At 59.6% G+C, this 24,677-nt stretch carries 22 protein-coding genes; 14 read left to right on the top strand and 8 right to left on the bottom strand.

Going from position 1 to position 24,677, the window contains the following annotated elements:
- The first annotated feature begins 9 nt into the window (after window positions 1–9).
- Complete coding sequence (locus MKI83_RS13210) at window positions 10–1,056, top strand: AI-2E family transporter (protein ID WP_241587635.1); 1,047 nt, start codon at window positions 10–12, stop codon at window positions 1,054–1,056.
- 206 nt (window positions 1,057–1,262) lie between these two features.
- Here the strand turns inward: MKI83_RS13210 and MKI83_RS13205 are convergent, their stop codons facing one another.
- Both MKI83_RS13205 and MKI83_RS13200 read right to left on the bottom strand, forming a co-directional pair.
- On the bottom strand, window positions 1,263–1,910 hold the full coding sequence (locus tag MKI83_RS13205) for a nucleotide-binding protein (RefSeq protein ID WP_241587184.1): 648 nt from the start codon (window positions 1,908–1,910) through the stop codon (window positions 1,263–1,265).
- 56 nt (window positions 1,911–1,966) lie between these two features.
- On the bottom strand, window positions 1,967–3,307 hold the full coding sequence (locus MKI83_RS13200; protein WP_241587182.1) for a DEAD/DEAH box helicase: 1,341 nt from the start codon (window positions 3,305–3,307) through the stop codon (window positions 1,967–1,969).
- 115 nt (window positions 3,308–3,422) lie between these two features.
- On the opposite strand from MKI83_RS13200, the gene MKI83_RS13195 reads away from it, so the two are divergent.
- Window positions 3,423–4,229, top strand: a complete 807-nt coding sequence (locus MKI83_RS13195) for a penicillin-binding transpeptidase domain-containing protein (RefSeq protein ID WP_241587180.1) — start codon at window positions 3,423–3,425, stop codon at window positions 4,227–4,229.
- A 2-nt stretch (window positions 4,230–4,231) separates the two neighbouring features.
- On the opposite strand, the gene MKI83_RS13190 is transcribed toward MKI83_RS13195, so the two are convergent.
- The 4 genes from MKI83_RS13190 to MKI83_RS13175 are packed head-to-tail and all read right to left on the bottom strand — an operon-like array spanning window position 4,232 to window position 8,624.
- Window positions 4,232–4,867 carry a nucleotidyltransferase family protein gene (locus MKI83_RS13190; RefSeq protein WP_241587177.1) on the bottom strand — a complete coding sequence of 212 codons (636 nt, stop codon included), beginning with the start codon at window positions 4,865–4,867 and terminating at the stop codon, window positions 4,232–4,234.
- On the bottom strand, window positions 4,867–5,871 hold the full coding sequence (locus MKI83_RS13185; RefSeq protein ID WP_241587174.1) for an XdhC family protein: 1,005 nt from the start codon (window positions 5,869–5,871) through the stop codon (window positions 4,867–4,869). The genes MKI83_RS13190 and MKI83_RS13185 overlap by 1 nt, the downstream gene beginning before the upstream one ends.
- 12 nt (window positions 5,872–5,883) lie before the next feature.
- Window positions 5,884–8,097, bottom strand: a complete 2,214-nt coding sequence (locus MKI83_RS13180; protein WP_241587172.1) for a xanthine dehydrogenase family protein molybdopterin-binding subunit — start codon at window positions 8,095–8,097, stop codon at window positions 5,884–5,886.
- The gene (locus MKI83_RS13175) at window positions 8,094–8,624 is read right to left on the bottom strand and encodes a (2Fe-2S)-binding protein (RefSeq protein WP_241587170.1); all 531 of its coding nucleotides are present in this window, start codon (window positions 8,622–8,624) and stop codon (window positions 8,094–8,096) included. Before MKI83_RS13175 ends, MKI83_RS13180 begins: the two co-directional genes overlap by 4 nt.
- A 172-nt stretch (window positions 8,625–8,796) precedes the next feature.
- Here MKI83_RS13175 and MKI83_RS13170 point away from each other — a divergent pair, with 172 nt between their 5' ends.
- Complete coding sequence (locus MKI83_RS13170) at window positions 8,797–9,210, top strand: MerR family transcriptional regulator (protein WP_241587168.1); 414 nt, start codon at window positions 8,797–8,799, stop codon at window positions 9,208–9,210.
- A gap of 44 nt (window positions 9,211–9,254) precedes the next feature.
- Here MKI83_RS13170 and MKI83_RS13165 read toward each other — a convergent pair whose 3' ends face one another.
- The gene (locus MKI83_RS13165; RefSeq protein WP_241587166.1) at window positions 9,255–10,559 is read right to left on the bottom strand and encodes a DEAD/DEAH box helicase; all 1,305 of its coding nucleotides are present in this window, start codon (window positions 10,557–10,559) and stop codon (window positions 9,255–9,257) included.
- Between the two features lie 230 nt (window positions 10,560–10,789).
- On the opposite strand from MKI83_RS13165, the gene rpsF reads away from it, so the two are divergent.
- From rpsF to alr, 6 genes are all read left to right on the top strand, one after another.
- Window positions 10,790–11,209: a 30S ribosomal protein S6 gene (rpsF, locus tag MKI83_RS13160; protein WP_241587164.1), complete on the top strand. Its 420-nt coding sequence runs from the start codon at window positions 10,790–10,792 to the stop codon at window positions 11,207–11,209.
- A 20-nt stretch (window positions 11,210–11,229) separates the two neighbouring features.
- Window positions 11,230–11,460, top strand: coding sequence for a 30S ribosomal protein S18 (gene rpsR, locus MKI83_RS13155; protein ID WP_241587159.1), 231 nt, complete (start codon window positions 11,230–11,232; stop codon window positions 11,458–11,460).
- 37 nt (window positions 11,461–11,497) lie between these two features.
- Window positions 11,498–12,391 (top strand): hypothetical protein, encoded by an 894-nt coding sequence (locus tag MKI83_RS13150; protein ID WP_241587156.1) that lies wholly within the window; start codon window positions 11,498–11,500, stop codon window positions 12,389–12,391.
- Window positions 12,392–12,410: 19 nt separating this feature from the next.
- Window positions 12,411–12,857 (top strand): 50S ribosomal protein L9, encoded by a 447-nt coding sequence (gene rplI, locus MKI83_RS13145; protein WP_241587154.1) that lies wholly within the window; start codon window positions 12,411–12,413, stop codon window positions 12,855–12,857.
- Window positions 12,858–13,001: 144 nt separating this feature from the next.
- On the top strand, window positions 13,002–14,399 hold the full coding sequence (gene dnaB, locus MKI83_RS13140; protein WP_241587152.1) for a replicative DNA helicase: 1,398 nt from the start codon (window positions 13,002–13,004) through the stop codon (window positions 14,397–14,399).
- Window positions 14,399–15,472, top strand: a complete 1,074-nt coding sequence (gene alr / locus MKI83_RS13135; RefSeq protein ID WP_241587149.1) for an alanine racemase — start codon at window positions 14,399–14,401, stop codon at window positions 15,470–15,472. Before dnaB ends, alr begins: the two co-directional genes overlap by 1 nt.
- A gap of 12 nt (window positions 15,473–15,484) precedes the next feature.
- On the opposite strand, the gene MKI83_RS13130 is transcribed toward alr, so the two are convergent.
- Window positions 15,485–17,389: a diguanylate cyclase gene (locus tag MKI83_RS13130; protein WP_241587147.1), complete on the bottom strand. Its 1,905-nt coding sequence runs from the start codon at window positions 17,387–17,389 to the stop codon at window positions 15,485–15,487.
- A 186-nt stretch (window positions 17,390–17,575) separates the two neighbouring features.
- On the opposite strand from MKI83_RS13130, the gene MKI83_RS13125 reads away from it, so the two are divergent.
- From MKI83_RS13125 to MKI83_RS13105, 5 genes are all read left to right on the top strand, one after another.
- Complete coding sequence (locus MKI83_RS13125; RefSeq protein WP_272493065.1) at window positions 17,576–19,834, top strand: YgiQ family radical SAM protein; 2,259 nt, start codon at window positions 17,576–17,578, stop codon at window positions 19,832–19,834.
- Between the two features lie 3 nt (window positions 19,835–19,837).
- Entirely contained in the window at window positions 19,838–20,872 is a 1,035-nt protein-coding gene (locus MKI83_RS13120; RefSeq protein ID WP_241587144.1) for a helix-turn-helix transcriptional regulator, read from the top strand.
- A gap of 55 nt (window positions 20,873–20,927) precedes the next feature.
- Entirely contained in the window at window positions 20,928–21,347 is a 420-nt protein-coding gene (locus MKI83_RS13115; RefSeq protein WP_241587141.1) for a YkgJ family cysteine cluster protein, read from the top strand.
- A gap of 903 nt (window positions 21,348–22,250) precedes the next feature.
- The gene (locus MKI83_RS13110; RefSeq protein ID WP_241587139.1) at window positions 22,251–23,510 is read left to right on the top strand and encodes a parallel beta-helix domain-containing protein; all 1,260 of its coding nucleotides are present in this window, start codon (window positions 22,251–22,253) and stop codon (window positions 23,508–23,510) included.
- On the top strand, window positions 23,510–24,628 hold the full coding sequence (locus tag MKI83_RS13105) for an SO2930 family diheme c-type cytochrome (RefSeq protein ID WP_241587137.1): 1,119 nt from the start codon (window positions 23,510–23,512) through the stop codon (window positions 24,626–24,628). The genes MKI83_RS13110 and MKI83_RS13105 overlap by 1 nt, the downstream gene beginning before the upstream one ends.
- Window positions 24,629–24,677 lie beyond the last annotated feature (49 nt).

The following is a 24,677-nucleotide window of genomic DNA, read 5'->3' as shown; positions in this document are numbered from 1 at the left end:
ATCGCGGCGATGGTGATCTTGTGCTATCGGGTGTTCAGCCCCTTCATGAGCATCATGTTGTGGTCGGTGATTTTGGCGATCACCCTGTATCCACTGCAGCAAAAGCTCGCTCGCCGCTTGGCTGGACGGCAAGGGCTAGCGTCAGTGTTGTTGGTGTTGCTGGCCATTGTGGTGCTTCTGTTGCCGGCCGTGCTGCTCGGTAGCTCCATGGTTGCCTCGGTGCACGGCGTGATGGGGCATTTACGCGCTGGTGAGTTAGCGGTGCCCGCGGCCAATGCGGCTGTGCGTCAGTGGCCTTTGATCGGTGAGCCGGTGTATCAGTTTTGGCACAGTGCCCATGCTGATTTGCTGGCGGTGTTCACGCCGATTTTGCCGCAAGTCAAAGAGTATGCTTTGCGTGGCTTTGGTCAGTTAGCGGGGGCGGGAATAGCCTTTCTGGTGTTTGTCGCCGCCTTGATGATTGCCGGCTTGATCATGGCGCAAGGCGAACGCGGGGCGCGCAGCGCCGAGCGGATCTTGATGCGTATGGTCGGCGAGCGCGGCCCTGACTTGGCCACGCTCAGCGTCGCCACTATTCGTGCCGTGGCGCTCGGGGTTGTCGGTATCGCGTTTGTGCAAATGGTGCTGGTGGGCGCGGGCTTTGTGCTCAAAGGTATCCCGGGGGCTGAGCTGTTGGCGTTGGGGATTTTGATCCTTGGCATCATGCAGTTGCCGGCCACTCTGATTATTTTGCCGGTGCTGGTATATGTCTTCGCGACCGACGGCGTGACCCTAAGCAGCGTTGCGTTCACGGTATATATTGTCTTGGCCGGCCTGTCCGACAACGTGCTTAAACCGCTGCTGCTTGGGCGCGGCGTGGCTGTGCCGATGCCGGTGGTATTGCTGGGCGCGTTGGGCGGCATGGTGAGTGGCGGGATTATTGGTTTGTTTATTGGGCCGGTATTACTGGGATTGGGCTATCAGCTGTTCTGGCACTGGGTCGATCGTGAGGTGCCGCCACTGCTGCCCGCAGGTGAGGCTGAGTCGGAGGTTTCTAAAGCATCGGCTGAGTCGTAACGACCACGACGGTTTTTACCGCAGGCGTTTATTGCAGCGTTTTGAGAACAGTCAACAAAGAGGCCAGCCTTACTAAGGCTGGCCTCTTTGTTGGTGCGGACTTTCAGCAAGTCCCTTGCTGGATGCACCCAAGCCACGATTCTGAGGGTGGGCGTCTCAAGGCGAATGGTGCGGCGCGTAGCGGGTAACGCTCAGTGCTGGCAGTCTCAAGCGTGGGCAGGTAAGGCGCTGAGCTGTGGTTCGTCTAGCCAAGCGAGCAGGGCATCCCATTGCGCCAGATCACTGCGCACGCGATGGGCCGGTAAGTCAAAGATGCTCACGCCGTGGTCCATCGCGCGCACATAGTTTTGCGTGTCGCGGATGCTTGCCACCAAAGGCAGGCGCATTTTTGCCAGTAAGTCATGCAGGGTGTGGGTGTACTCGGTGTTGCTGCGTACGCGATTGGCGACCAGGCCGACCTCCACGCCTGCACCGGCTAAATCAGGCAGATTCAACGCCATTAAAAAACGCAGGCTGGCTTTGATGTCGCTCGGTGAGGGCAGGATAGGGATTAGCAGCTTGTCGCCGGCTTTAAGTACCTGCCATACCGCTTGCGGGGCGATGGCCGCCGGCATGTCGCCGACCAAGACATCGTAGCCTTGCTCGGGCAATGGCAGCCGCCACGCGGCATGAAGCGTTAACGGCGCGCAACCGGTGGGGCGGTTGCGCAGCCAATCGCTGGCCGAGCGTTGCGGGTCGTAATCAGCCAGCAGTACGCGCAGGTCTTGTGCGGCAAAGTGGCTGGCGATTTGCGTGGCAAGGGTGGTTTTGCCGCAGCCGCCCTTGGCATTGGCGACCAAGATGCGTTTCATCATGGGCTTCCTACCCCGCTGGGGCGTTTCCTGCGTGTGCGCATAGGTTAGCGCATTGCTCAGCGCTTGGGCTTGTTCTTCGCCGTGGATGGCTTCTTTGCCGCGTTGGCCTTGCTGCGTCCGGCGCGGGCCGGTTTAGGTGATTCACCAAACCATGTGCCTAAGCGCGCCGCAGCGCTGATCATGCTGTCGTTGGTGTTGTGTTTGGGCTTTTTGGTCTTCGGCTTCGCCTGCACGATGCCGTCTTGCGTCAGCGGTACGCGATGAGCGGGGCTGAAGTTGGGCTCCTCTTGGCGAGGCAGCGTCTGCTTAAGCAGCTGCTCAATCGCGGCCAGTTGCTCGACTTCATCGGCGCACACCAGCGAGATCGCCTCGCCCTGACTGCCAGCGCGACCACTGCGGCCGATGCGGTGAATGTAGTCTTCGGCAACCGTCGGCAGGTCGTGGTTGATCACCAGTGGTAAGTCGGGGATATCCAAGCCGCGCGCGGCGACATCGGTGGCGACCAGCACTTGTAGTGCTTCATCGCGAAAGGCTTGCAGGGCGCGCGTTCTCGCCGGCTGGGGCTTGTCGCCGTGGATGGTGTCGCACTTAAGGCCGGCCTCGCGCAGCAGCTGACCAACGTGCTCGGTACCTTTGCGGGTTTTAACAAACACCAGTAGCTGCGTATTAGGGCGCTGTGCGAGGAGATGCAGCAGTAGTTCGGCTTTGCGCTTTTTATCCACCGGGATCAGCCATTGCTTAACGGTTTGCGCTGCGGTGTTGCGCGGGCTGACTTCCACCGTTAACGGGTTATTGAGGCGCTTGTTGGCCAGCGTGCGGATTTCATCGGAGAAGGTGGCGGAGAACAGCAGGCTCTGACGTTTGCGCGGTAAGTCGGCAAGAATCTCGGCCAGTTCTAGGGCGAAACCCAAGTCGAGCATGCGATCGGCTTCATCCAGCACCAGCAGTTGCACTTTGTCGAAGCGCACGGCGTTTTGCCGGTGCAGATCAGCCAAGCGCCCAGGGGTGGCGACCAGAACATCGATGCCTTGGCGCAGCTTAAGGATTTGCGGGTTGATGCTCACCCCGCCGTACACCGCGTAACTCGTGAGGGGCAGCTGCCGGCCATAGGTTTGCACACTGCTGAGTACTTGCTCGGCTAATTCGCGGGTGGGCACCAAAATCAAGCAGCGCACTTGGTTGCTGCCAACGGCGGGGCCTTCACTGCTCAACTTGTGCAGCAGCGGTAGGGTAAACGCGGCGGTTTTGCCGGTGCCGGTTTGCGCGGCGGCGAGCAAGTCGCGGCCCTGCAACACAATCGGGATGGCTTTTTGCTGGATTGCGGTCGGGGTTTGGTAGCCCAGCTCGTTAGCGGTATTAACCAAGGCATCGAGCAAACCCAAGGATGAAAATGACATCAAAAAACGTCCGCGCAACAATAAAAAGCCATTGTACGGTATGCCGACACCGTGGCGGCCAAGCTAAGCTAGGCGGCTTAACAATGGCCGACGGTGGTGGGTGATGGTGTTGATGATGCTGAGCAAAAAAACGTGGCGGGCATCTGCCGTCAGTCTATTTCTGGCGCTGTTGCCGATCACGGTGCAGGCCGATAGCCGCGCGTTGACGCAGGCGTTTAGCGCGGCCAACGCTCGTGGCACGTTGGTGATTGAGTCGCTTAATGGTGATACCCGTTGGGTGCATGAGCTTGAGCGGGCGGCCGTGCGTTATCCCGCAGCGTCCACGTTCAAAGTGCTGCATAGCCTGATTGCGCTGCACGAGCGCGTTTTCAGCGGGCCAGACAGTCGTATCGCGTGGGATGGCACGGAGCATGAGATGAGCGTGTGGAACCGTGACCAGACATTGGACAGCGCCTTTCGGGTTAGCTGTGTGTGGTGTTATCAGCGTTTAGCGCGCGCTTTGGGGCCGGCGGTTTACCCCGGCTATATCCAAACCACCGGCTATGGTCAGTTGCGCCAGCCGTTTGTGGTGGATCAGTTCTGGCTGGATGGCTCGCTGCGCATCAGTGCGCTGGAGCAAGTGGCTTTTCTGCGAACGGTGGTGCAGCGCCAGCCGCCGTTCAGCCCCGCCGATTACGCCAGCCTCGCGCGCCTGATGTTGCTGGAACAAGGCGCAGGCTGGCAGCTGTACGGTAAAACCGGCTGGTTTACCCGCGCTCAGCCCGGTGTGGGCTGGTTTGTTGGTTATCTGCAGCGCGATAACGGCACTTGGTTGTTTGCTTTAAACCTAGACACCCAAAGCGCCGCTGATTTGCCGTTACGCCAAAGTATCGTCATGAGCGCCTTGCGAGCGCAGGGGTTGCTGCCGTCTGTGGAGCAATAACGCTATTGTGTGTTGGCAGTGGCAGCCGAGGGCAGTGTTGGGATTAGGTCGCAGGCTTGATCAATGTCCTGCAGCACACCGTGATCATCGATGCCGATGAGCTGCACAGTGTTCTGTTTGGCTTGCTTGAACAGTCGCGCCGCGCCGCTGTCGCCGCTTAAGCTCATCAGCTCGGCGCGGCAGCGTTGCGGCAAGGCGCAGGGATGGCCGTGGTGGTTGTTTACGCAGGTGCGGAGCAGGCGTTGCTCGTCAACAGCTTGGGTCAGCTCTTGGTTTAGGGCGTGACGCACGGCGAGGTAGCTAGCGGGCTGGATAAACGGCATATCGCCAAGGCCGATCAACCAATAGGCGGCGTCGGGGCGAAAAGCCACGCCGGCTTTCAGGCTGCTGCTAAGGCCGGTTAAGTGCTCGGGATTAGGCAATACGGTAAAGCCTTCGGCATTGAACAGTGCCTGTAAGGCGTGATCGCTAGGGCGCACCACACAGATCAACTCATCCACCTGTGCCGCTAGATTGCGCGCCGCTTGCAGGCCAATGGGCGTGCCGTCGCGCAGCGGGTGTAACAGCTTGTCGCCGCCAAAGCGGCTGCCTTGTCCGGCGGCCAGTAGTAGGCCGATGACCTTCGATTGAGACGTCATTAGCTGGCAGCCAAGCTGCACGCGGGGCCGGTGGTCTGTGCCGCTGGCGTCAGCTGCGCGCGCAAGTCGATACCGTTTTTCAGCGCGGTGATTTCCGCCATGATCGCAAGCGCGATCTCTGCGGGGGTCTTGCTGCCCAGCGGCAGGCCCACGGGGCCGACGAGGCGTGCGACTTCGTCAGCGCTAAAACCTAGGTGCTCTTGCAGGCGTTGTCGGCGCGCTTGGTTGTTGGCGTGACTGCCTAAGGCGCCAACGTAAAACGCCGGGCTTTTTAGCGCTTGCAGCAGGGCCATGTCGTCCACGCGGGGGTCGTGCGCCACGGTGACAATCGCGGTGCGTGGGTCAATGGTGAGCCCGGCGATCACATCGTCCGGGTAGCCTTCGGCTAACGGCAAATGCTGGAGTGGCCAGTTGTTGCGGTAATCCGGGCGGGGATCGCTGACGGTGACGGCAAAGCCTAGCGCGCCGGCCATCTCGGCCAGATAGCGGCCGGTTTCGCCCGCGCCAACAATCACCAAGTGCCACACCGGACCGAACACGTTGCACCAGTGGTGGCTGCTGAGCTTGGCTGTGTGTGGGCTGCGATAGGCGTGGCGCTCGACAGCGCCGCTGCTCAGGCAGGTGCGCCGCAGCACGGCGCGGCGCTGCTCGAGTTCGCTGATCAGCGTTTGCACTTCGACGATATCGTTAAACGGCTCGGCCACCAGTTGCAGTACGCCGCCGCAGGGCAGGCCAAAGCGGTGTCGCTCGGTGGCGGTTTCGCCGTAGCGGATCAGTTGCGGCGTTGGCACCGGTCGCTGCACTAGGCGCTCGATCAGGTCTTCTTCCACGCAGCCGCCAGACACGCTGCCAAAGAACTGCCCATCGCTGCTCACCGCCAGCAGCGAGCCGACCTGCCGCGGCGAGGTGCCCCATGTGGCCGCCACGCTGACGAGGGTGACGGCATGGCCTTGCTGTAAACAGCGCAGGCAGCCTTGCAGAACGGTGAGTTGCGAGTCGTGCATGGCTGGGCCTTCTTAGCTTGCTAGCTTCAACGGCAGGCTGCGCAGGCGCTGGCCGGTGAGGGCAAACAGTGCGTTAGCCACCGCCGCCGCAATCGGCGGGGTGCCCGGTTCGCCGACGCCGGTGGGCGGCTCATTGCTGTCGATGATATGCACGTCAATCGTTGGCGTTTGCGGCATGCGCAGCAGCGGGTAGTCGTGGAAGTTGCTTTGCTGCACCGCGCCTTCTTTCAAGGTGATCTCGCCGAACAGGGCGGCGCTGAGGCCAAAGATGATGCCGCTTTCCATCTGTGCCTTGACGATATCGGGGTTAACCACGCGGCCGCAGTCCACCACACAGGTGACCTTGTGCACGCGGATGGCACCATTCTCCAGCGACACCTCCGCCACTTGTGCCACCGAACTGGCAAAGGAGTTGTGCGCCGCCACGCCCAAGCGTCGTTCGCCGCTGGCAGCATTCGGCCAGCCGGCTTTCTCGACGGCGACCTTGAGCGCGTTGGCCAAGCGTGGATTGCCACTTAAGTGCTGCAAGCGGAAGGCGACGGGGTCTTGCGCGGTGGCGGCGGCCACTTCATCCATCATCGATTCTTTGAAGAAGCCGCTGAAGCTGTGCCCCACGCTGCGCCAGAAGCCGCACGGCAGGCCGGGGTCAACGGTGACATGCTCCACCGCCTTGTGGCTGGCGTCGTAGTCTTCATACAGGCCTTCGACGCTGGAGTGATCCAGACTCCAGCCGTCATACAGGCTATGACCGGCCTTGCTCATCCAGTCGACCATGCCGTTGGGCAAGAAGCCCGGGGCCATGGCGTCCAGCGCTTCGTCCACGGTGTAGGCCATGATGTTGGGGCCGGTGCGACGAACTTGCCAGCTGTCGATGTGCCCATCGTCGGTTAAGCCGATGGCAAAGCGTGCCATGGCGGCGGGGCGATAGAGGTCGTGACGGGTATCGTCTTCGCGGCTCCAGATCAGTTGCACCGGCACGCCGCTGGCCTTGGCGATGGCCACGGCTTCGCCGACGTAGTCCGAGGCGGTACGACGGCCAAAGCCGCCACCCAAAAAGGTGCTGTGGATGCGAATGTTGTCTTTGCTGATGCCGCTATAGAACGCCGCCAAGCCTTGCGCTAGGCCCGGCGATTGGCTGCCGACCCAGACGTCCATCGCGCCGTCGGCAATTTTTACCGTGCAGTTCATCGGCTCCATGGTGGCGTGGGCCAGATAAGGGGCCCAGTAATCGGCCCGCAGCACGCGGTTGGCGTTGCTCAGTGCCTTGCTGCCGTCGCCTTGGGTAAAGGCCTCGTGAGATTGCTCCGCCTCCAGCGCTTGGGCGAACTGCGCTTGGCCCTCTGCGGAGGAAAACTGGCTGAGTTTCTCTGGCAGCTGCCAGTCGATAACCAGCTTGGCGGCGGCCAGTTTGGCCTGATAGTAGTGCTCGGCCACTATCGCCACGCCGTTATGAATCGTCACCACATGGGTGACGCCCGTCATGCTGCGCGCGGCGCTGTCATCCACGCCTTTTACTTTGCCGCCGGCTACGGGGCAGCGCACCAGCACGGCACGCTGGAGGCCGGCAAAGTCGATATCCAAACCAAACTCGGCGCTGCCGGTAGATTTGGCGCGGCCATCCAAACGCGGGCGCTGTTGGCCGATGTATTTAAAGGCGCTGGGCTCTTTCAAGGCGACGTCTTTGGGGGTTTCCAGTTCGGCAGCCACGGCGACCAGCGCGGCGTAGGGCGTTTTTTGCTCGCCGTGCAGTACATGACCGTTATCGGTGCGCAGTTGCTCGCGCGGCACGCCCAGTTGCTGTGCGGCGGCTAAGAGCAGCAGCGCGCGGGCTTCGGCCGCCGCTTGGCGCAGCGGCAGGTAGCTGCCCTTCATGCTGGTGCTGCCGCCGGTGATTTGCTGGTCGTATTCGGGGTTGTTAAACGCGCTGTCGGCGGTGGCGTGGTGCACGCGAATGCTGGCGGGGTCGATGTCCAGCTCCTCGCCAATCAGGGTGGTTAAGCCGGTGTACGTGCCTTGGCCCATCTCGCTGCGAGGCAGATAAAAGTTCACGTCGCCATGGGGGCTTAAGTGAATAAACGCATTGGGCTGCAAGGTTGCGTTACTGGCGGCGTCGGTTGCCGGTGTGGTGGCGCAGGCGGTCAGGGGGACGCCGACGATTAAGCCGCCGCCGACAATGCCAAGTTGCTTGAGAAACAGACGCCGTGATTGGCTCGTGTGCTGGCTCATGCTTTGGCCTCCGCGTGGCGTGGATCGAAGGTTTGCACGGCCGCGGATTGCGCTGCTGTGGTTGACGCCTTGGTGGTTTGTCCTGCGGCGTCTTTAATCGCCTGCTTGATGCGCGGATAAGTACCGCAGCGGCATAGATTGCCCTGCATGGCGGTGTCGATATCGCTATCGCTGGGGGCGGGGTTGCTGTTGAGCAGCGCCGTGGCGCTGATCAGCTGACCGGATTGGCAGTAGCCGCACTGCGGCACGCTGTGAGCAATCCACGCTTGCTGCAAGGTCGTCAGTTGCTCGGCGTCGGCCAGCCCTTCAATGGTGGTCACCGCGCGGTTGGCTACCGCCGCTACCGGCAAAATACAGGTGCGTGTGGACTGTCCGTCCACCAGCATGCTGCACGCGCCGCACAGACCCATGCCGCAGCCAAACTTGCTGCCTTTGAGTTTGAAATGGTCGCGCACGACCCACAGTAGCGGCATGTCAGGCGGGACATCGGCATCAACGCGTTGCCCGTTAAGGTGAAAGCTGATCACGGCGTGGCCTCTCTATCTGGGTGGCTTATCTCGGTGGCTTATCTAGTTGTGCTGCCCTGTTTGGCAGGATTGCCGGCACTGGCGCCAGCCAATGATTTGATCCAGTCTAGGCCACTCTAACCTGTTGGGTTAACCCAACAGTCAAGCCCTGTTCGGCACGATGGAAACCGCAATGCTAATCAGTGAACTGGCCAAAGCCACTGGCACCACCAAAGACACCCTCCGTCATTACGACCAACTGGGCTTGTTGCTCAGTGGCGAGCGCCAAGCCGGTAGCCGGCGTTACAAAGACTTTAGTCAGGACAATATTGAGCGCATCGAGTTGATTCGCTTGGCCAAGTACATTGGCTTTACCTTGGCTGAGATCGCCGAGCAAATGCGCCGCTATGACGCCGGGGGATTGGGCTTGGCTGAGCAGCGGGCCATGCTCGAAGCGCGTTTGGCCGAGGTGCGTGAACGGGTGCGGCAAGCGCAAGAAGTGGAGCGTTATCTGCTGAATAAAATCGCGCGGCTAAACAGCGGTGAGCTGGTCGAAGCGGCGAGTTGCTTGACGTTGCATCAGCAGTTGAGCGCTGCACAGGCCTGACCGGTCGAGTGAGCGGTCAGGCAAGTTTGTGCGTTGGCGAGTGGTTATTTTTTGAACAGTGGTTTGCCGCGGATCGCGCGGGCGGGCTTGGGCGGCGCTTCAAACAATTCGCCCAAATGAATCTTGCCTTTGCCGACGCTGGTTTTGTCTTTGGGCTTTTTCGGTTTTTTCGGCTTTTTCTGCGGCTGGCCAGCTTGGGTGGTGGGCACGCGGTGTTCGGGGCTAAAGCCTGGCTCCTCTTCGCGTGGCAAAGTCTGCTTGATCAGGCGCTCGATGGCGGCGAGGTACTCGACCTCATCGGCGCTGACCAGTGAAATCGCCTCGCCTTGATTGCCCGCGCGGCCGGTGCGGCCAATGCGGTGGATGTAGTCTTCGGCGACGTTGGGCAGGTCTAGGTTAATCACCAACGGTAAGTCGGGGATGTCCAGCCCGCGGGCGGCGACATCGGTGGCCACCAGAATGCGCACTTCGCCACTCTTAAACCGGGCCAGCGCACGCAGGCGCGAAGGCTGCGGCTTGTCGCCATGGATGGAGTCGGCGCGCAGGCCGGCGGCGATCAGTTGTTGCTCAAGCTGTTGCACGCCTTTGCGGGTGCGGCCAAACACCAACAAAGGCTTGTTACCACGTTGCTCCAGCAGCGTCAGTAGCAGCTCGGGCTTGCGCTTCTTATCCACGGGGATCAGCCACTGTTTGACGTTGCGCGCCGTGCTGTTGCGTGGGCTGACATCAATGCTGATTGGGTTGTGCAAGCGCGTGGAGGCGAGTTGGCGGATGGCGTCGGAAAAGGTGGCCGAAAACAATAAGGTTTGCCGCTGCTTAGGCAGGGCGCCCAGCACCGCTTGCAGCTCTTGGGCGAAACCAAGGTCGAGCATGCGGTCGGCTTCATCCAGCACTAACAGTTGCAGCTGATCAAAGCGCACGGCGTTTTGCTGGTATAGATCCAGCAGGCGGCCGGGGGTGGCGATAAGAATATCCAGCCCTTTGCGCAGCTTCATCATTTGCGGATTGATGCTCACGCCGCCATAAGCCGCATGGATGCGCAGCGGCAGGCCCTGTGCATAGCGCTGCAGACTGGTGAGTAATTGGTCGGCCAGCTCACGGGTGGGCACTAAAATCAGGCTGCGTACATGATTGGCGCTGACGCGCGCGCCTTCGGTGCTCAAGGTATGCAGCAGTGGCAGGGCGAAGGCGGCAGTCTTGCCGGTGCCGGTTTGCGCAGCGGCCAGCAGGTCGCGGCCGGCGAGTACGGCTGGAATAGCTTGCTGCTGGATGGGCGTAGGTTGGCTGTAGCCGAGCTCGTGTGCGGTGGTGGTCAGAATGTCGAGCAGGCCTAAGCGGGCAAAAGTCATGACGGCGCCATTACTTATAAAAAGAAACGAATTGTAACGGTAATTACCGACGACTGGCGCGGCCGCTGGGCTATTGCTGCGCGGCTTAGCTTGCGGCGCCGACGCGCTTTGCCTAGAATTGCCGGCCTTGTCGGTCGTGGGCCAGGTTTTTTCCTGTCTGCGCGGCAAGTTTCACTCACCTCCTTGCCTGACCTACGCATGGCAGGCTGTTAAACCCGAAAGGAGCTCTTATGCGTCATTATGAAATCGTGTTCCTGGTTCACCCGGACCAGAGCGAACAGGTTAGCGGTATGGTTGAGCGCTACACCAAAACCATCGAAGAAGATGGTGGCAAGGTGCATCGCTTAGAAGATTGGGGCCGTCGTCAGCTGGCTTACGCCATCAACAACGTACACAAAGCACACTACGTGCTGCTGAACGTTGAGTGCAGCGACAAGGCACTGGCTGAGCTGGAAGATAACTTCCGTTACAACGACGCTGTTATCCGTAACTTGATTCTGCGCCGCGACGAAGCCGTTACTGGTCAGTCCGAAATGCTGAAGGCCGAAGAAAGCCGTAACGAGCGCCGTGAGCGCCGTGAAGTGCGTAACAACGGCAATGATGATAACGACAGCAATGACGCCGATGACGGCGACAACGCTGACGAGTAAGCAGAGCGAGGATTTAAGTTATGGCACGTTTTTTCCGTCGTCGTAAGTTCTGCCGTTTCAGCGCAGAAGGCGTCAAAGAGATCGATTACAAAGATCTCAACACTCTGAAGGCCTACATCTCGGAAACCGGCAAGATTGTCCCGAGCCGTATTACTGGCACCAAGGCTAAGTATCAGCGTCAGCTGGCTACCGCCATCAAGCGTGCTCGTTATTTGGCTCTGCTGCCGTACACCGACAGCCACGGCCGTTAAGGCCTGCGGTCGGCAAGTTTTTCAGGAGTAATACTGCATGCGCGCTGTAGCTGAGTTCATTATGCGCGGACGCATGCAAGCCACTGCGGTGGTGATGGGAGCGGCGGTTTTACCGTTGTTCTTTTGGCTAAGTGCGGCAGCGGTCGGCTTGGTGCTTTTGCGCCGTGGCGTGAACGCTGCCCTAAGCCTGCTGTTTTGGGGCGCGTTACCGGCGTTGGTGTGGTGGCACTTTGGTGAGCCACGCTTGTTGTTGGTGTTGCTGGGCACGGCGGCTTTGGCCCAAGTGCTCAGGGCTACGGTGTCGTGGCCGCGCGTACTGTTGATGAGTGTGCCGTTAGGCTTGTTGTTTGCTTGGGCGATTCATATGGCGATGGGCGATGCCCTAGCCGAGACCGCTAAAGTCGCACAGCCGCTGTTGGCGGACATGCTGAAACAGTTAGACCCCAATGCGGATGTCGCGGTGTTAGCGCAAATGCAGGCGTTTGTTGTCCCTGTATTGGCCGGCATCATGGCAGCCATGCTGCAGGTTTCGACCTTGCTTAGTTTGCTACTGGCACGTTGGTGGCAGTCGCAGCTGTATAACCCGGGCGGTTTCGCTACGGAGTTTCAGGCCTTACGGCTGAACCCGTTAGCGGCAATAAGCCTGCTGGGGTTGGCCTTGTTAGGGCCGCAGCTCGACACGCAACTGGCGATATTGTTGCCGGTATGCACCATACCGCTGGTGGTGGCTGGTGTAGCTTTGCTGCACGGGCTTAAGGCACAAGCGCGCTTGGCTACGTTTTGGCTGGTGGGCTTGTATGCCGGTTTAGTGCTGCTAACGCAGCTGGTGTTACCCCTGATCGTGTTGCTGGCCGTTGCCGACAGTCTGATCGATTTTCGCGGACGCAAGCGCCCGCAAGGGCCGCAGAATCCCGCGGACGGTGAAGGTTAAATTAAAGAGGTAGACTCTCATGGAAGTCATCCTGCTGCAAAGAATCGCCAACCTGGGCAACCTGGGCGATAAAGTAAATGTTAAGTCAGGCTACGGCCGTAACTTCCTGCTGCCGCAGGGCAAGGCCGTCGTGGCCAACGCTGCCAACTTGGAAGCGTTCGAAGCCCGTCGTGCTGAACTGGAAAAGGCTGCCGCTGCTGAGCTGGCTTCTGCCCAGGCGCGTGCTGATGAGCTGGCTGAACTGGTTGTCACCATCACTGCAAACGCCGGTGATGAAGGCAAGCTGTTCGGTTCTATCGGTACTCGCGACATCGCTGACGCTCTGACTGCTGCTGGTATCGCAGTTGAGAAGGCAGAGATTCGTTTGCCGGAAGGCGCACTGCGCAACGTTGGCGAGTACGACATTGCTGTGCACCTGCACACCGACGTTGACGCTGCCATCAAGGTTGTCGTCGTCGCTGGCTAAGCCGGTTTCTCGTCCAAGTTTGGACGGGTAACATACGGGCACACATCCTTTGGGTGTTGTGCCCGTTGTTGTTTTAGCTGTGTGAATAAGTGCGTCTTGCACTGTCGCAGCTTGCGTTAACCTGAGTTTTTTACTGGATACGCCATGACTGATATCAGCCTGCCTGAGCAATACGACCTCGAAACAGCCAGCTTGAAGGTGCCACCGCACTCGATCGAAGCTGAGCAAGCCGTGCTTGGTGGCTTGATGTTGGATAACAACGCCTACGAGCGGATTGCGGATGCAGTGTCTGACAGCGATTTTTATCGTCACGACCACCGCCTGATCTACCGCGCGATTTATCAGCTGGCGGAGCAGTCGCAGCCGTTCGACGTGGTCACCCTGTCAGAGAAGCTGGATAACGCCGGCGTACTCAGTCAAGTCGGTGGCTTGGCCTATTTGGGCGAGTTGGCGCGCAATATCCCGTCGGTCGCCAACATCAAGGCTTACGCCAATATCATCCGTGAGCGCGCCACGTTCCGTCAGCTGATCGGCATCAGCAGCGAGATCGCCGACAGCGCCTTCAACCCAGAAGGACGCGGTGCCGGCGAAGTGCTGGATGAGGCCGAGCGCAAAATTTTTCAGATTGCCGAAGCGCGCCCTAAAACCGGCGGCGCGCAGCATGTCAACGAGCTACTGACCAAGGCGATCGACCGGATCGATACCTTGTTCAACACCCAAGATGCGATCACCGGCTTGTCCACCGGCTTTACCGACTTAGACGGCATGACCAGTGGTTTGCAGCCTTCGGACTTGGTCATCGTCGCCGGTCGTCCGTCGATGGGTAAAACCACCTTCGCCATGAACCTGGTAGAAAACGCCGTGCTGCGTAGCGACAAAGCGGTGCTGGTGTACTCGCTGGAGATGCCGGCCGAGTCGCTGATCATGCGTATGTTGTCGTCGCTGGGGCGTATCGACCAAACCAAGGTGCGCAGTGGCCAGCTGCAAGATGACGACTGGCCGCGCCTGACCTCGGCGGTCAACCTGCTTAACGAGCGTAAGTTGTTGATTGACGATACCGCCGGTATTTCGCCGTCCGAAATGCGCGCGCGTACGCGCCGCGTGGTGCGCGAGCAGGGCGATCTGGCGATGATCATGATCGACTACCTGCAGCTGATGCGCATTCCTGGCAGCTCCGGCGATAACCGTACCAATGAGATCTCCGAAATCTCCCGCTCCCTGAAGGCCTTGGCCAAAGAATTTAAGTGCCCTGTGATTGCGCTTTCGCAGCTTAACCGCTCGTTGGAGCAGCGCCCCAACAAGCGCCCGGTGAACTCGGACTTGCGCGAATCAGGGGCGATCGAGCAGGACGCCGACGTGATCATGTTCGTCTATCGCGACGAAGTGTATAACCCCGAAACCGAGTTCAAAGGCGTGGCCGAAATCATCCTCGGTAAGCAGCGTAACGGCCCCATCGGCACCTGCCGCTTGGCCTTCTTGGGCAAGTACACCCGTTTTGAAAACTTGGCTCCCGGCAGCTATGCCGATTATGGCGACGACTGATGCGTCCCACTCAAGCTCATATTGATCTGACCGCGCTGGCGCACAATGTAGCGCTGGCGCAGCGTTGTGCGCCGGGTAAACAGCTGTTTGCCGTGGTTAAAGCCAACGCCTATGGCCACGGGGTTGAGCCGGTGGTGTGTGCGCTGCCAATGGTTGATGGTTTTGCCGTGTGCTCGCTGGAAGAAGCCGCGCCCGTGCGGGCTTTGGCGCAAGCAGAGCAGCGCGTGTTGTTGCTCGAAGGCGTGTTTAGCGCCGACGAGTACGCGCAAGCGGCGCAGTGGCGTTTGGATGTGGTGGTGCACAGTGCTCAGCAAGTGGCATGGCTGCTGGCGGCAGAGTTGCAGGCACCGCTCAATGTGTGGCTCAAGCTCGATAGCAGCATGCACCGCTTAGGTTTAAGCCCGGATGAGTTGGCCGAGGTCTACCCCGCGCTGCGCGCCGCAACGCAAGTGGCGGAGCTGAACTTGCTGAGCCATTTGGCCTGCGCCGATGAGCGTGGTCATCCGTTGAATGAGGTGCAGCTGGAAGCGTTTTTAGATCAGCTGCCTGAGCGCAACTTCGATCAGCTGTCACTGGCCAATTCGGCAGCATTGCTGACCCTGCCCGCGTGGCATATGGACTGGTTGCGCCCCGGCTTGATGCTGTACGGCGCCTCGCCATGTGTCGGTTTAACCGCGCGTGAGCTGGGGCTGAAGCCGGTGATGAGTTTGCGCAGCCAAGTATTGGCTTTGCGTGATGTGCCGGCGGGCGACAGTGTGGGGTATGCCGCCAGCTGGGTGGCGACCTCGCAGGCACGGATCGCTACGGTAGCGTGCGGTTACGCCGATGGGTATCCGCGCCATGCCCCTGCCGGCACGCCCGTAGTGATCAATGGCCAGCGCGCGCCATTGGTAGGGCGCGTGTCGATGGACTTGATCACGGTGGATGTTACGGCGCTGGCTGATGTGGCCGTTGGCGATGCCGTGGAGTTATGGGGCGCACAGTTGCCGGTCGATGAAGTGGCTGCGGCTGCCGGCACTATCAGCTACGAATTGCTCAGCAAAGTTACCGCCCGTGTACCGCGCCGGTATTAAGCCCCGGAAAGCTTAATCTCTTAAGTCTTTAGGGGCTTTCAGGGTGTCTAAATAAGCTAGCTCAGGGCGGCGCACGCTGGTTTCACTGGCGATGGCTAAGGCCGCGCGGCCGTGGGCTTTGACACGATACAAAGCCTTGTCCGCGGCACGGTAGAGGCGGTCAAAGTTTTCCGCGTGGGCCGGATACCACGCCAAGCCGATGCTGGGGGTGACGCGCAAAATATGCTCATTGTAATGCAGCGGATTGGACAGGGTGGACAGCAAGCGCTCGGCCAGCTCGCGCGCTTTGTCGGCGGCGTCGCTGCCGCCGATCAAAATGGCAAATTCATCCCCGCCTAAGCGCGCCAGCGTATCGGCGTGACGCACGCTTTGGCGCATGCGCACGGCAGTGGTTTCTAGCACCATGTCGCCCGCGTCATGACCGTGCTCATCGTTGATCGGTTTAAAGTTATCCAAATCAATCACCAGCATTGCCAGTGGCTCGCCATGCCGCTCGGCGTGGGCGAAGGCTTCTTCTGCGCGCGCCAGTAGATAGCGCCGGTTGGGTAACTGGGTGAGCGGATCGGTGAAGGCGATTTCGCGCAGCTCTTCTTCGCTGTCACGCAAGCGTTGGTTGGCGGTTTCTAGCTCGGCGGTGCGCTCGGCAACGGCTTTTTCGAGGCGCTCTTGGGTTTCGGCAAACAGCTGCAGGCGTGCGCTTTTTTCTTGGTTGGCCTGTTCGAGGGCGAGGCTCTTTTCTTGCTTGAGTAGTTGGATGCGGTAGGCCAGCGCAAAGCTAAACAAGATGGTCTCAAAGGCTACCGACAGCGGGAAAATGTAAGCGGTACTGTCGCCGGGTTGCACGATCCCCGCAGCGCGCATTAACAGCACGCTGATGCTGGTTAAAACGAAACCGTAACCGCACAAATACAGCAAACCCGGGAAAAACCCCTGTCGCCAACGAATAAAGGCGGCAATTAAGGCAGCAGGAATGCTGGTTAGGGATAAGAAGGCAATCATCCAGCCGCAGAGCCAGCGCTGCCCTAACGCTTCGAGGGCGATGGCTAATACATAAATAACGCAGGCATAGCTCAGTAAGTGATGAGCCCAGCGAACATGGCGTTTGGTTTGCAGTAGTGCTTGGGTAAACGCACTGGCGCAAAAGCCCCAAATCGATGGCAGGGTGATGCGGTCGAGATACCAAGGTACTGCAGTTTCGGGCCATAGGTACTGAAAGCCGTGGCCGGTCATGCTCATGATGAATATCAAGGCACTGGCGGTGGCCATTACGTACCAGAAATAAGCTAGGTCACGCAGCGACAGTAGGACGAACAGGTTGTACAGCAGTAGGGCCAGAATGATGCCGTAAATCACCCCTAGCGCGATGTTCTCTTGAGCGCGAGCTTCTTCTAAGTCTTGTATTTGCCACAAGCGCAGCGGGAACGAGTTGCCGGCCGGGTCGTAAGTGCGCAGATATACCGTGTAAGGCATTTTAAGGTTGGGCAGAGAAAAGACGGGGCGGCGGTATTCAATATCGCGACCGGCGGCGAACGATACGGTTTCACCGGAATGGCGAGCGGTGTACTGGCCCTGATCGTCGGGTAGGTAAATGATGAGGTCATGCAGTGTGACGGCGCCCACCACCAACAGCCAAGGCTGGGTTTGGCCGCGCGGGTCAATATCCAGTTTTAACCACCACGCTGAGCGGCTTTGTCCGGTGCTGGTTTTGCCGTTGGCGGGGGTGAATGTTTGCTCGCGAACTTGCTCAAGGGTGAACGCATGCTCGGCGTCTTCGAGGAGAGACAGCTGGCGGTTTAGCTCTTGGCCGCTTTCAGCATCGTGTAGCGACACAGAAGCTGCGTGCGCCGTCAGTGATACAAGCACCAACAGCATCACCATAAGCGCTGGGCGGATGAGCGCGAGGGATCGAATCAGCATTCTATTGTGGCGGCGTGGCCGCAGCTCTCGGGGCGTGGTTATTGTACGGGTCAGTATAGGTGTGGGGTTGGAGCGGGTAAAACCTTGATTTATTTGACTGCATTACTCAGGTATTGATCAAAATTTGCGCGATTTTGCGCTAGAATGCCTGCCCCCGAATTTTGCTGGACCTGTGTCATGCCTGCGATGCCTGCTGCTAAAGCGCTGTTTGATTACCCCAAGTATTGGGCTGAGTGCTTTGGTGCCGCACCTTTTTTACCGATGACCCGTGCCGAGATGGATTTGCTCGGCTGGGACAGTTGCGATGTGATCATCGTCACCGGCGACGCTTATGTGGATCATCCGTCGTTTGGCATGGCGATCATTGGCCGTCTGTTAGAGGCACAAGGTTTTCGCGTGGGCATCATTGCGCAGCCGGACTGGAACTCAAAAGACGACTTCATGCAGCTAGGCAAGCCGAACCTGTTTTTTGGGGTGGCGGCCGGCAACATGGACTCGATGATCAACCGCTACACCGCCGACCGTAAAACGCGCTCCGATGACGCCTACACCCCAGGCGGTTTGGCTGGCAAGCGCCCAGATCGCGCCAGTTTGGTGTACACCCAGCGCTGTCGCGAAGCCTATAAAGAAGTGCCGGTGGTGCTCGGCGGTATCGAGGCCTCGCTGCGCCGCATCGCGCATTACGACTACTGGCAAGACAAAGTGCGCCGCTCGATTTTGGTCGACTCGAAGGCGGATTTGCTGCTTTACGGCAACGCCGAGCGGGCGATTGTGGAAGTAGCGCAACGTCTGTCGCGCGGTGAAGCGATTCAAGAGATTAAAGACGTGCGCGGTACGTCGTTTATCCGGCGTGATACTCCTGAGGGTTGGTTCGAGATCGACTCCACGCGCATCGACCGTCCGGGCAAGATCGACAAGATCATCAACCCTTATGTCAACACGCAGGACACCCAAGCCTGCGCCATCGAGCAAGCCAAAGGCGAGGTCGACGACCCAAACGCCGCCAAGGTGGTGCAGCTGTTACCGCACCCACGGCTTGAGCGCGATAAGACGGTGATTCGTCTGCCGACTTACGAGAAGGTCAAGGCTGATGCGGTGCTCTACGCCCACGCTAACCGCGTGCTGCACCTGGAGACTAACCCCGGCAATGCGCGCGCGTTGGTGCAGCGTACTGGCGATCACGAGGTGTGGATCAATCCGCCGCCGATTCCGCTGTCGATGGAGGAGATGGACTACATCTTCGGCCTGCCTTATGCCCGCGTACCGCACCCGAATTACCAAGGCGCTAAGATTCCGGCCTACGAGATGATTCGCTTCTCGGTCAACATCATGCGTGGCTGTTTTGGCGGCTGTACCTTCTGTTCGATCACCGAACACGAGGGGCGCATTATTCAGAACCGCTCGCACGACTCGATCATCCGCGAGATCGAAGAAATTCGCGATAAGGTGCCGGGCTTTACCGGGGTGATTTCTGACTTGGGTGGGCCGACCGCCAACATGTACCGCATCGCCTGTAAAAGTCCGGAGATCGAGGCCGCGTGCCGCAAGCCGTCGTGCGTGTTCCCCGGTATTTGCGACAACCTGAACACCGACCATTCCTCGTTGATTCAGCTGTACCGTGATGCCCGCGAACTGCCGGGGGTGAAGAAGATTCTGATCGCCTCAGGCCTGCGTTATGACTTGGCGGTTGAGTCGCCGGAGTACGTCAAAGAGCTGGTCACCCATCACGTGGGGGGTTACCTCAAGATTGCGCCGGAGCACACCGAAGAAGGCCCGCTGAGCAAAATGATGAAGCCGGGCATCGGTAGCTACGACCGCTTCAAGCAGATGTTCGAGAAGTACAGCAAAGAGGCCGGTAAAGAGCAGTACCTGATCCCGTACTTTATTGCCGCGCACCCCGGTACCACCGACGAGGACATGATGAACCTCGCGCTGTGGCTCAAGCGCAGTGGTTTTCGTGCGGATCAAGTGCAGGCGTTCTACCCCTCGCCCATGGCCACCGCCACGGCCATGTACCATACCGGCAAAAACCCGCTGCGTAAGGTCACCTACAAAAGCGATAGCGTGGATATCGTCAAAGGCGAGCGTCGTCGTCGCTTGCACAAAGCCTTCTTGCGTTACCACGACCCGAAGAACTGGCCGATGCTGCGCGAAGCGCTGAAGGACATGGGCCGCGCCGACTTGATCGGTAACGGCAAACAGCACCTGATCCCGACCTTTCAGCCGGCCAGCGAAGGCGGCTACCAAAGCGCCCGGCGGAAAAACTCCACACCGGTGGGCAGTAAGAAAGTTGGCGGTAAGTTGCTCACCCAACACACCGGCCTGCCACCGCGCTCGTTGGACGATTCGCCACGGCGCAAGCCTGCCGGCAAAACGGCCGGCAAGCCCGCCGGTAAAGGCGGTGCTCGCGGCACTGGCGGTAAAGGCAAGCCGCGCGCGCGTTAACCGATGCCTGCGCTGCATGCCTTTGCCCTAGGGCAGCTGCTGTTATTGCTGTTGCTGTTGTGGCCGCAAGCTCGTCAGCAAAGCAGCGCACGCTGTTTTTTTGCCTTGCTGGCGGTGTTGACGGTTGAAGTGCTGCGCCTGTCATGGGCGTGGCCCGAGCCTTGGCAGTGGCTGCTTAGCGCGCCGCGGGCGGCCATCCCCACGCTGTTCTGGTTGTTTTGCTTGGCCACCTTTGCCGAGCGTTTGCCCTCGCCGCGTGTTATCGCCGGCGCTTTGCTGGCGGTGGTGGTGTTGCCGTGGTTATCGCGCGGCATGGCTGATGTTAGCGGTGTAGGTCAGTCGCTGGCGCAAGGCTTGGGCTTGTTTGGGCAAACGTTAGAGTTTGGCTTGCTGGCGCACGCCCTATGGGTGATGGCGCGCGAATGGCAGCATGACTTGGTGGAGGCGCGCCGCCGCTGGCGCTGGTTTTTACTCGGCAGCAGCGCCGTGTGGATTGTCGCTGTGGTGCTGGCCGAGCAACTGCTGCCCGGCGGCGTACAGTTGGCGCAAACGCTCAATCAGTGGTTGTTGCCGGCATGGTTGCTGGCCTGCAACGTGCAATTACTGCAAGCCAATACCGCAGGGCTGTTTAGCCCGGTGACGCCAGTGCTGGCTCAGCCGGAGCCGGCCACAGCGGCCGAGGCTCAGGCCGACCCCTTGCTGCTGCGCTTGCAGCAACACATGACCGAAAGCCATGCCTATCGCACCGAAGGCCTGACCTTGGCCGCCTTGGCGCAACAAGTCAGCGTGCCGCAATACCGCCTGCGCCAGCTGATCAATCGCGAGCTGGGCTTTCGCCACTTCAATGCCTTCCTTAATCACTACCGCATTGCTGAAGCCTGTAGCCGGCTGCGCAAGGCGGAGTCGGTGCCAACCCCAATTGTTACCATCGCGTTGGAAGTGGGCTTCGGCTCACTCTCAACCTTTAACAAAGCCTTCCGCGAAGCCTGCCAAGAGACGCCCAGCGAATACCGTCGCCACCACGCTGGTCGTGATTAGCTCGCCTTTTGCGCAGGGCTTTGTATTATGCGCGCCGACTTAACCGAGGTTGACCATGAATAAAATGCTGCTGGTCGGGGCGGACTTAGACCGCACCGATACCTGGATTCGCTACGAAAAAGGCCTGTGCAAAGGCTGCCAAGCAGCGTGTTGCAACCTGCCGGTAGAGGCGCGCTTGGGCGATTTGATTCGCTTGGGCGTGGCCGATGAGTTTGAACGTGGCGAGCCGCTTAAAAACATTGCTAAGCGCTTGCTCAAAGAAGGGGTGGTCGAGCACTTTCAGGCGCGCACCAAGCTGTTCACCTTGGCCCGGGTGAGCAACGGCGATTGCCTGTATTTGGATCAGAAAACTCGCTTGTGCACGGTGTACGACAAGCGTCCAGAAACCTGCCGTAACCATCCACAAGTTGGTCCGCGCCCGGGGTATTGCGCGTTTAAACCGCAGCCGCAGTTACGGGTGCGGCGGGTGGATTGATGGCGTTGACGAGATAGTTAACGGTGTTAGCGGAACCATCTTGTTGCGCCTTCTCGGCGCGTTACTTTCTTCTTGCGTGCCCAAGAAGAAAGTAACCAAAGAAGAAGGGCACCCTGTGTCCGGGTTTGGCCTGCGGCCAAACTCCCTTCGCACCGGGCCTGCTCCACGGGTCGCGGCGAAGGGCCATCCTGGCCCATCGCCACTCGCTCGACATCCCTGTCTCGCGCCCCGCTGCGCAAACCCTCTGCTCAGCCGAACACCAAGGGATTTGCGCCTTCGGACGACCTGGCTCCACACATTGATGACTGATGCAGCTTTAAGCCCTCTCCCTTGAGGGAGAGGGTTGGGTGAGGGTGTCGAACATGACAACCATTGGTTCAGCTAACACCAATCGCCCCTTTTATCCGGCAGAGCGTAGGCTGGCTTTCGTGGGGTAAGCCGCAAGGATGCGGCGCAAGCGGCGATGGGCTAGGGATAGCCCTTCGTCGTGGCCCCACGAAAGCCAGCCGGAGCGAAGGCATCCAGCGCAGCTGGACCGGATAGTTGGGGCTAGCGTTTTTGCTTACTTTTGTCGCAATGACAAAAGTAAGTCGCCAAGGAACGGCGAAACAAGAAGGTTCAGCACGCGCAGAAATCAGCTTGGCAATCAACTATCGCTAAACCCACGCCACGATGCTTGTTTTAGGTTGGTGCGTTTAAGTTGCTTCGGCAGCCTTTTCAGCCTGCTTGTCGGGTTACGCCTTAGGCTAACCCGGCCTACGGGGTTGAATTAAAACTCGTCCGAAACCCCAGCAAAACCGCCCCTTTGCACAAATCCGTCAGTGTTTTTTTAGCTTTCCGTAAGCCACCCACACCGGCAATGGCTAGGCTCGTGGCAGTCATAACAACAAGAGAGCCCCGATCATGCCTCGTTTACTGTTTTGCGCTGCGCCATTGGCTGCGCTGTTGCTCGCCGGTTGTGGTGAAGACGCGCCGCAAACCCATGCTGATTTTCAAAAAGACCTGCAAACCCAGCTGATCCGCGCCAAGCCCGGTGCGGTGATTGAGGTTCCCGAGGGGACGTTTCAGCTCGACCGCAGCCTGACCTTGACCGTGGATGGCGTGACCTTGCGCGGCGCTGGCATGGATAAAAGTGTGCTGTCGTTTAAGGGGCAAAAAAGTGGTGCTGAGGGGCTAACGGTTAGTGCTTCGGATTTCACGCTGGAAAACCTCGCCATTGAAGACAGCAAGGGCGACGGGGTGAAGATCACCGGCGGCAAAAATATTGTGATTCGCGGCGTGCGTGTGGAGTGGACCAACGGGCCGGACACCAAGAATGGCTCCTATGGCCTGTATCCGGTGCAGACGGAAAACACTCTGATTGAAGATTCGGTGGTGTACGCGGCCTCGGACGCCGGCATTTATGTCGGGCAGTCGCGCAACGTGGTGGTGCGTAATAACCGTGCCGAGCGCAATGTGGCCGGTATTGAAATCGAGAACACCATCGGCGCCGATGTGTACGGCAATCTGGCCACCGACAACACTGGCGGCATCCTCGTCTTCAATATGCCTAATCTGCCGCAGCCGGGGCATACCACGCGGGTGTTTAACAACAAGGTGGTGGCCAATAATCACGACAACTTCGCCCCTAAAGGCACCGTGGTGGCCAGCGTGCCGGCCGGCAGTGGGGTGTTGATCAACTCCAACGATCGGGTGGAGATTTTCGATAACGACATCGCCGATAACCAAACCGCCAACGTCATTATCAGCAGCTATTTCAGCGCCGGTTACGACAGCCAAGGCAAGCAGGCGGACAACTTTGATCCGTATCCTGAATCGATCTATATCCACGGCAATCGCTTTAGCGGTGGCGGCGATAGCCCCGATCATCTGGAGCTAAAAGCGCTGCGTATTGCCGAGTTTGGCTTAAACGGCCGCCTGCCGGATGTGCTGTGGGATGGCATTGTCGATCCGGCCAAGTTGGAGAACGGCCAGCTGCCGGCCGCGCTGCGCCTGTGCTTGGATAACGGTGCAGCGGGGTTGGTGAACGTGGACGCCGGCAATGGCTTTAAACAAATATCAACCGACACCAGCGCGCACCAGTGCACGTTAACGCCGCTGCCCGCGATTGCGCTGCCGTTTGTTGCGGATGAGGCGAGCGCGGCCGCACAGGAGCAAGGTTGATGAGCAAAGGTGTGCTCGTGTTGCTGGTTGGCTTGTTGGCAGGTTGCCAGCAGGCCGCCGAGCCTTTGTATTTGCCCAACGGCGAAGACTACCCCGAGCAACTCAGTGACTGGGGCATGCTCACCCTAGACGATGGCGTGCTGCGCCCGCAGGGAGCGGTCACCCCGTACGACTTGAATACCCCGCTATTCAGCGATTACGCGCACAAGCTGCGCACGGTGTGGTTGCCGCCGGGCACGCAGGCCAATTACGCGGCTGAGCACTTTGACTACCCCGTGGGCACGGTGCTGAGTAAAACCTTTTATTACCCCAAGAGCGGCGACGGCACGCTGCAGCTCAGCGATAGTCGCAGCCCAGCGGCCTTGGCCAATGAGCTGCCGCTGGCGCAAGTGCAGCTGATTGAAACGCGCCTGTTGGTGCATCAAGAGCAGGGCTGGGTAGCGTTGCCCTACGTGTGGGATGCCGATCAGCAAGAAGCGCGCCTAGCGTGGATTGGTACTGAGTTGCCGTTAAGCGCCCGCGATAGCCACGGGCAGGTGCAGCACTTTACGTACACGGTGCCGGATGCCAACCAATGCTTGGGGTGTCACGCGCAAAACCATGTGGATAAAGAGTTGCGCCCGCTGGGGCCCAAAGCGCGGCATTTAAACAAAGACTACCCCTACGCGGTGGGTGTGCAGAATCAACTCGCCTACTGGCAGGCGCGTGGGTTGTTAGTCGGGGTGCCGGCTGAGCCACCACAAGCGGCGCTTTGGCCCGAGCCGCGCGCGCATGAAACGCTTGAGCAGCAAGCGCGCAGCTATCTGGATATCAATTGTGGCCACTGCCATAACCCCAAAGGTGCGGCGCGTACCTCGGCCTTGTGGCTCGATAGCGTCACCACGGACCCACTGCATCTGGGATTGTGTAAAGCCCCGATTGCGGCGGGTAAGGGCACCGGTGATCGGCCGGTGGCGATCAGTCCCGGGCGGCCGCAAGACTCCATTCTCAGCTATCGCATGGCCAGCCTAGATCCGGGGGAGATGATGCCCGAGCTGGGCCGTAGTTTGGCGCACGCCGAAGGGGTGACCATGATTGAACAGTGGATCAAGGCCCTGCCAGCGCCCTGTAACGACTGACGGGCAGGGGCGCGGGTAGGCTTGCACGGCGCTTTGCGCTACCATGGCG

Origin of the sequence: Atopomonas sediminilitoris (assembly GCF_022601735.1) — a bacterium.
Lineage (GTDB): Bacteria > Pseudomonadota > Gammaproteobacteria > Pseudomonadales > Pseudomonadaceae > Atopomonas > Atopomonas sediminilitoris.
The sequence above is the reverse complement of the archived record's forward strand: the minus strand, read 5'-3'. Positions and strand labels throughout refer to the sequence as shown.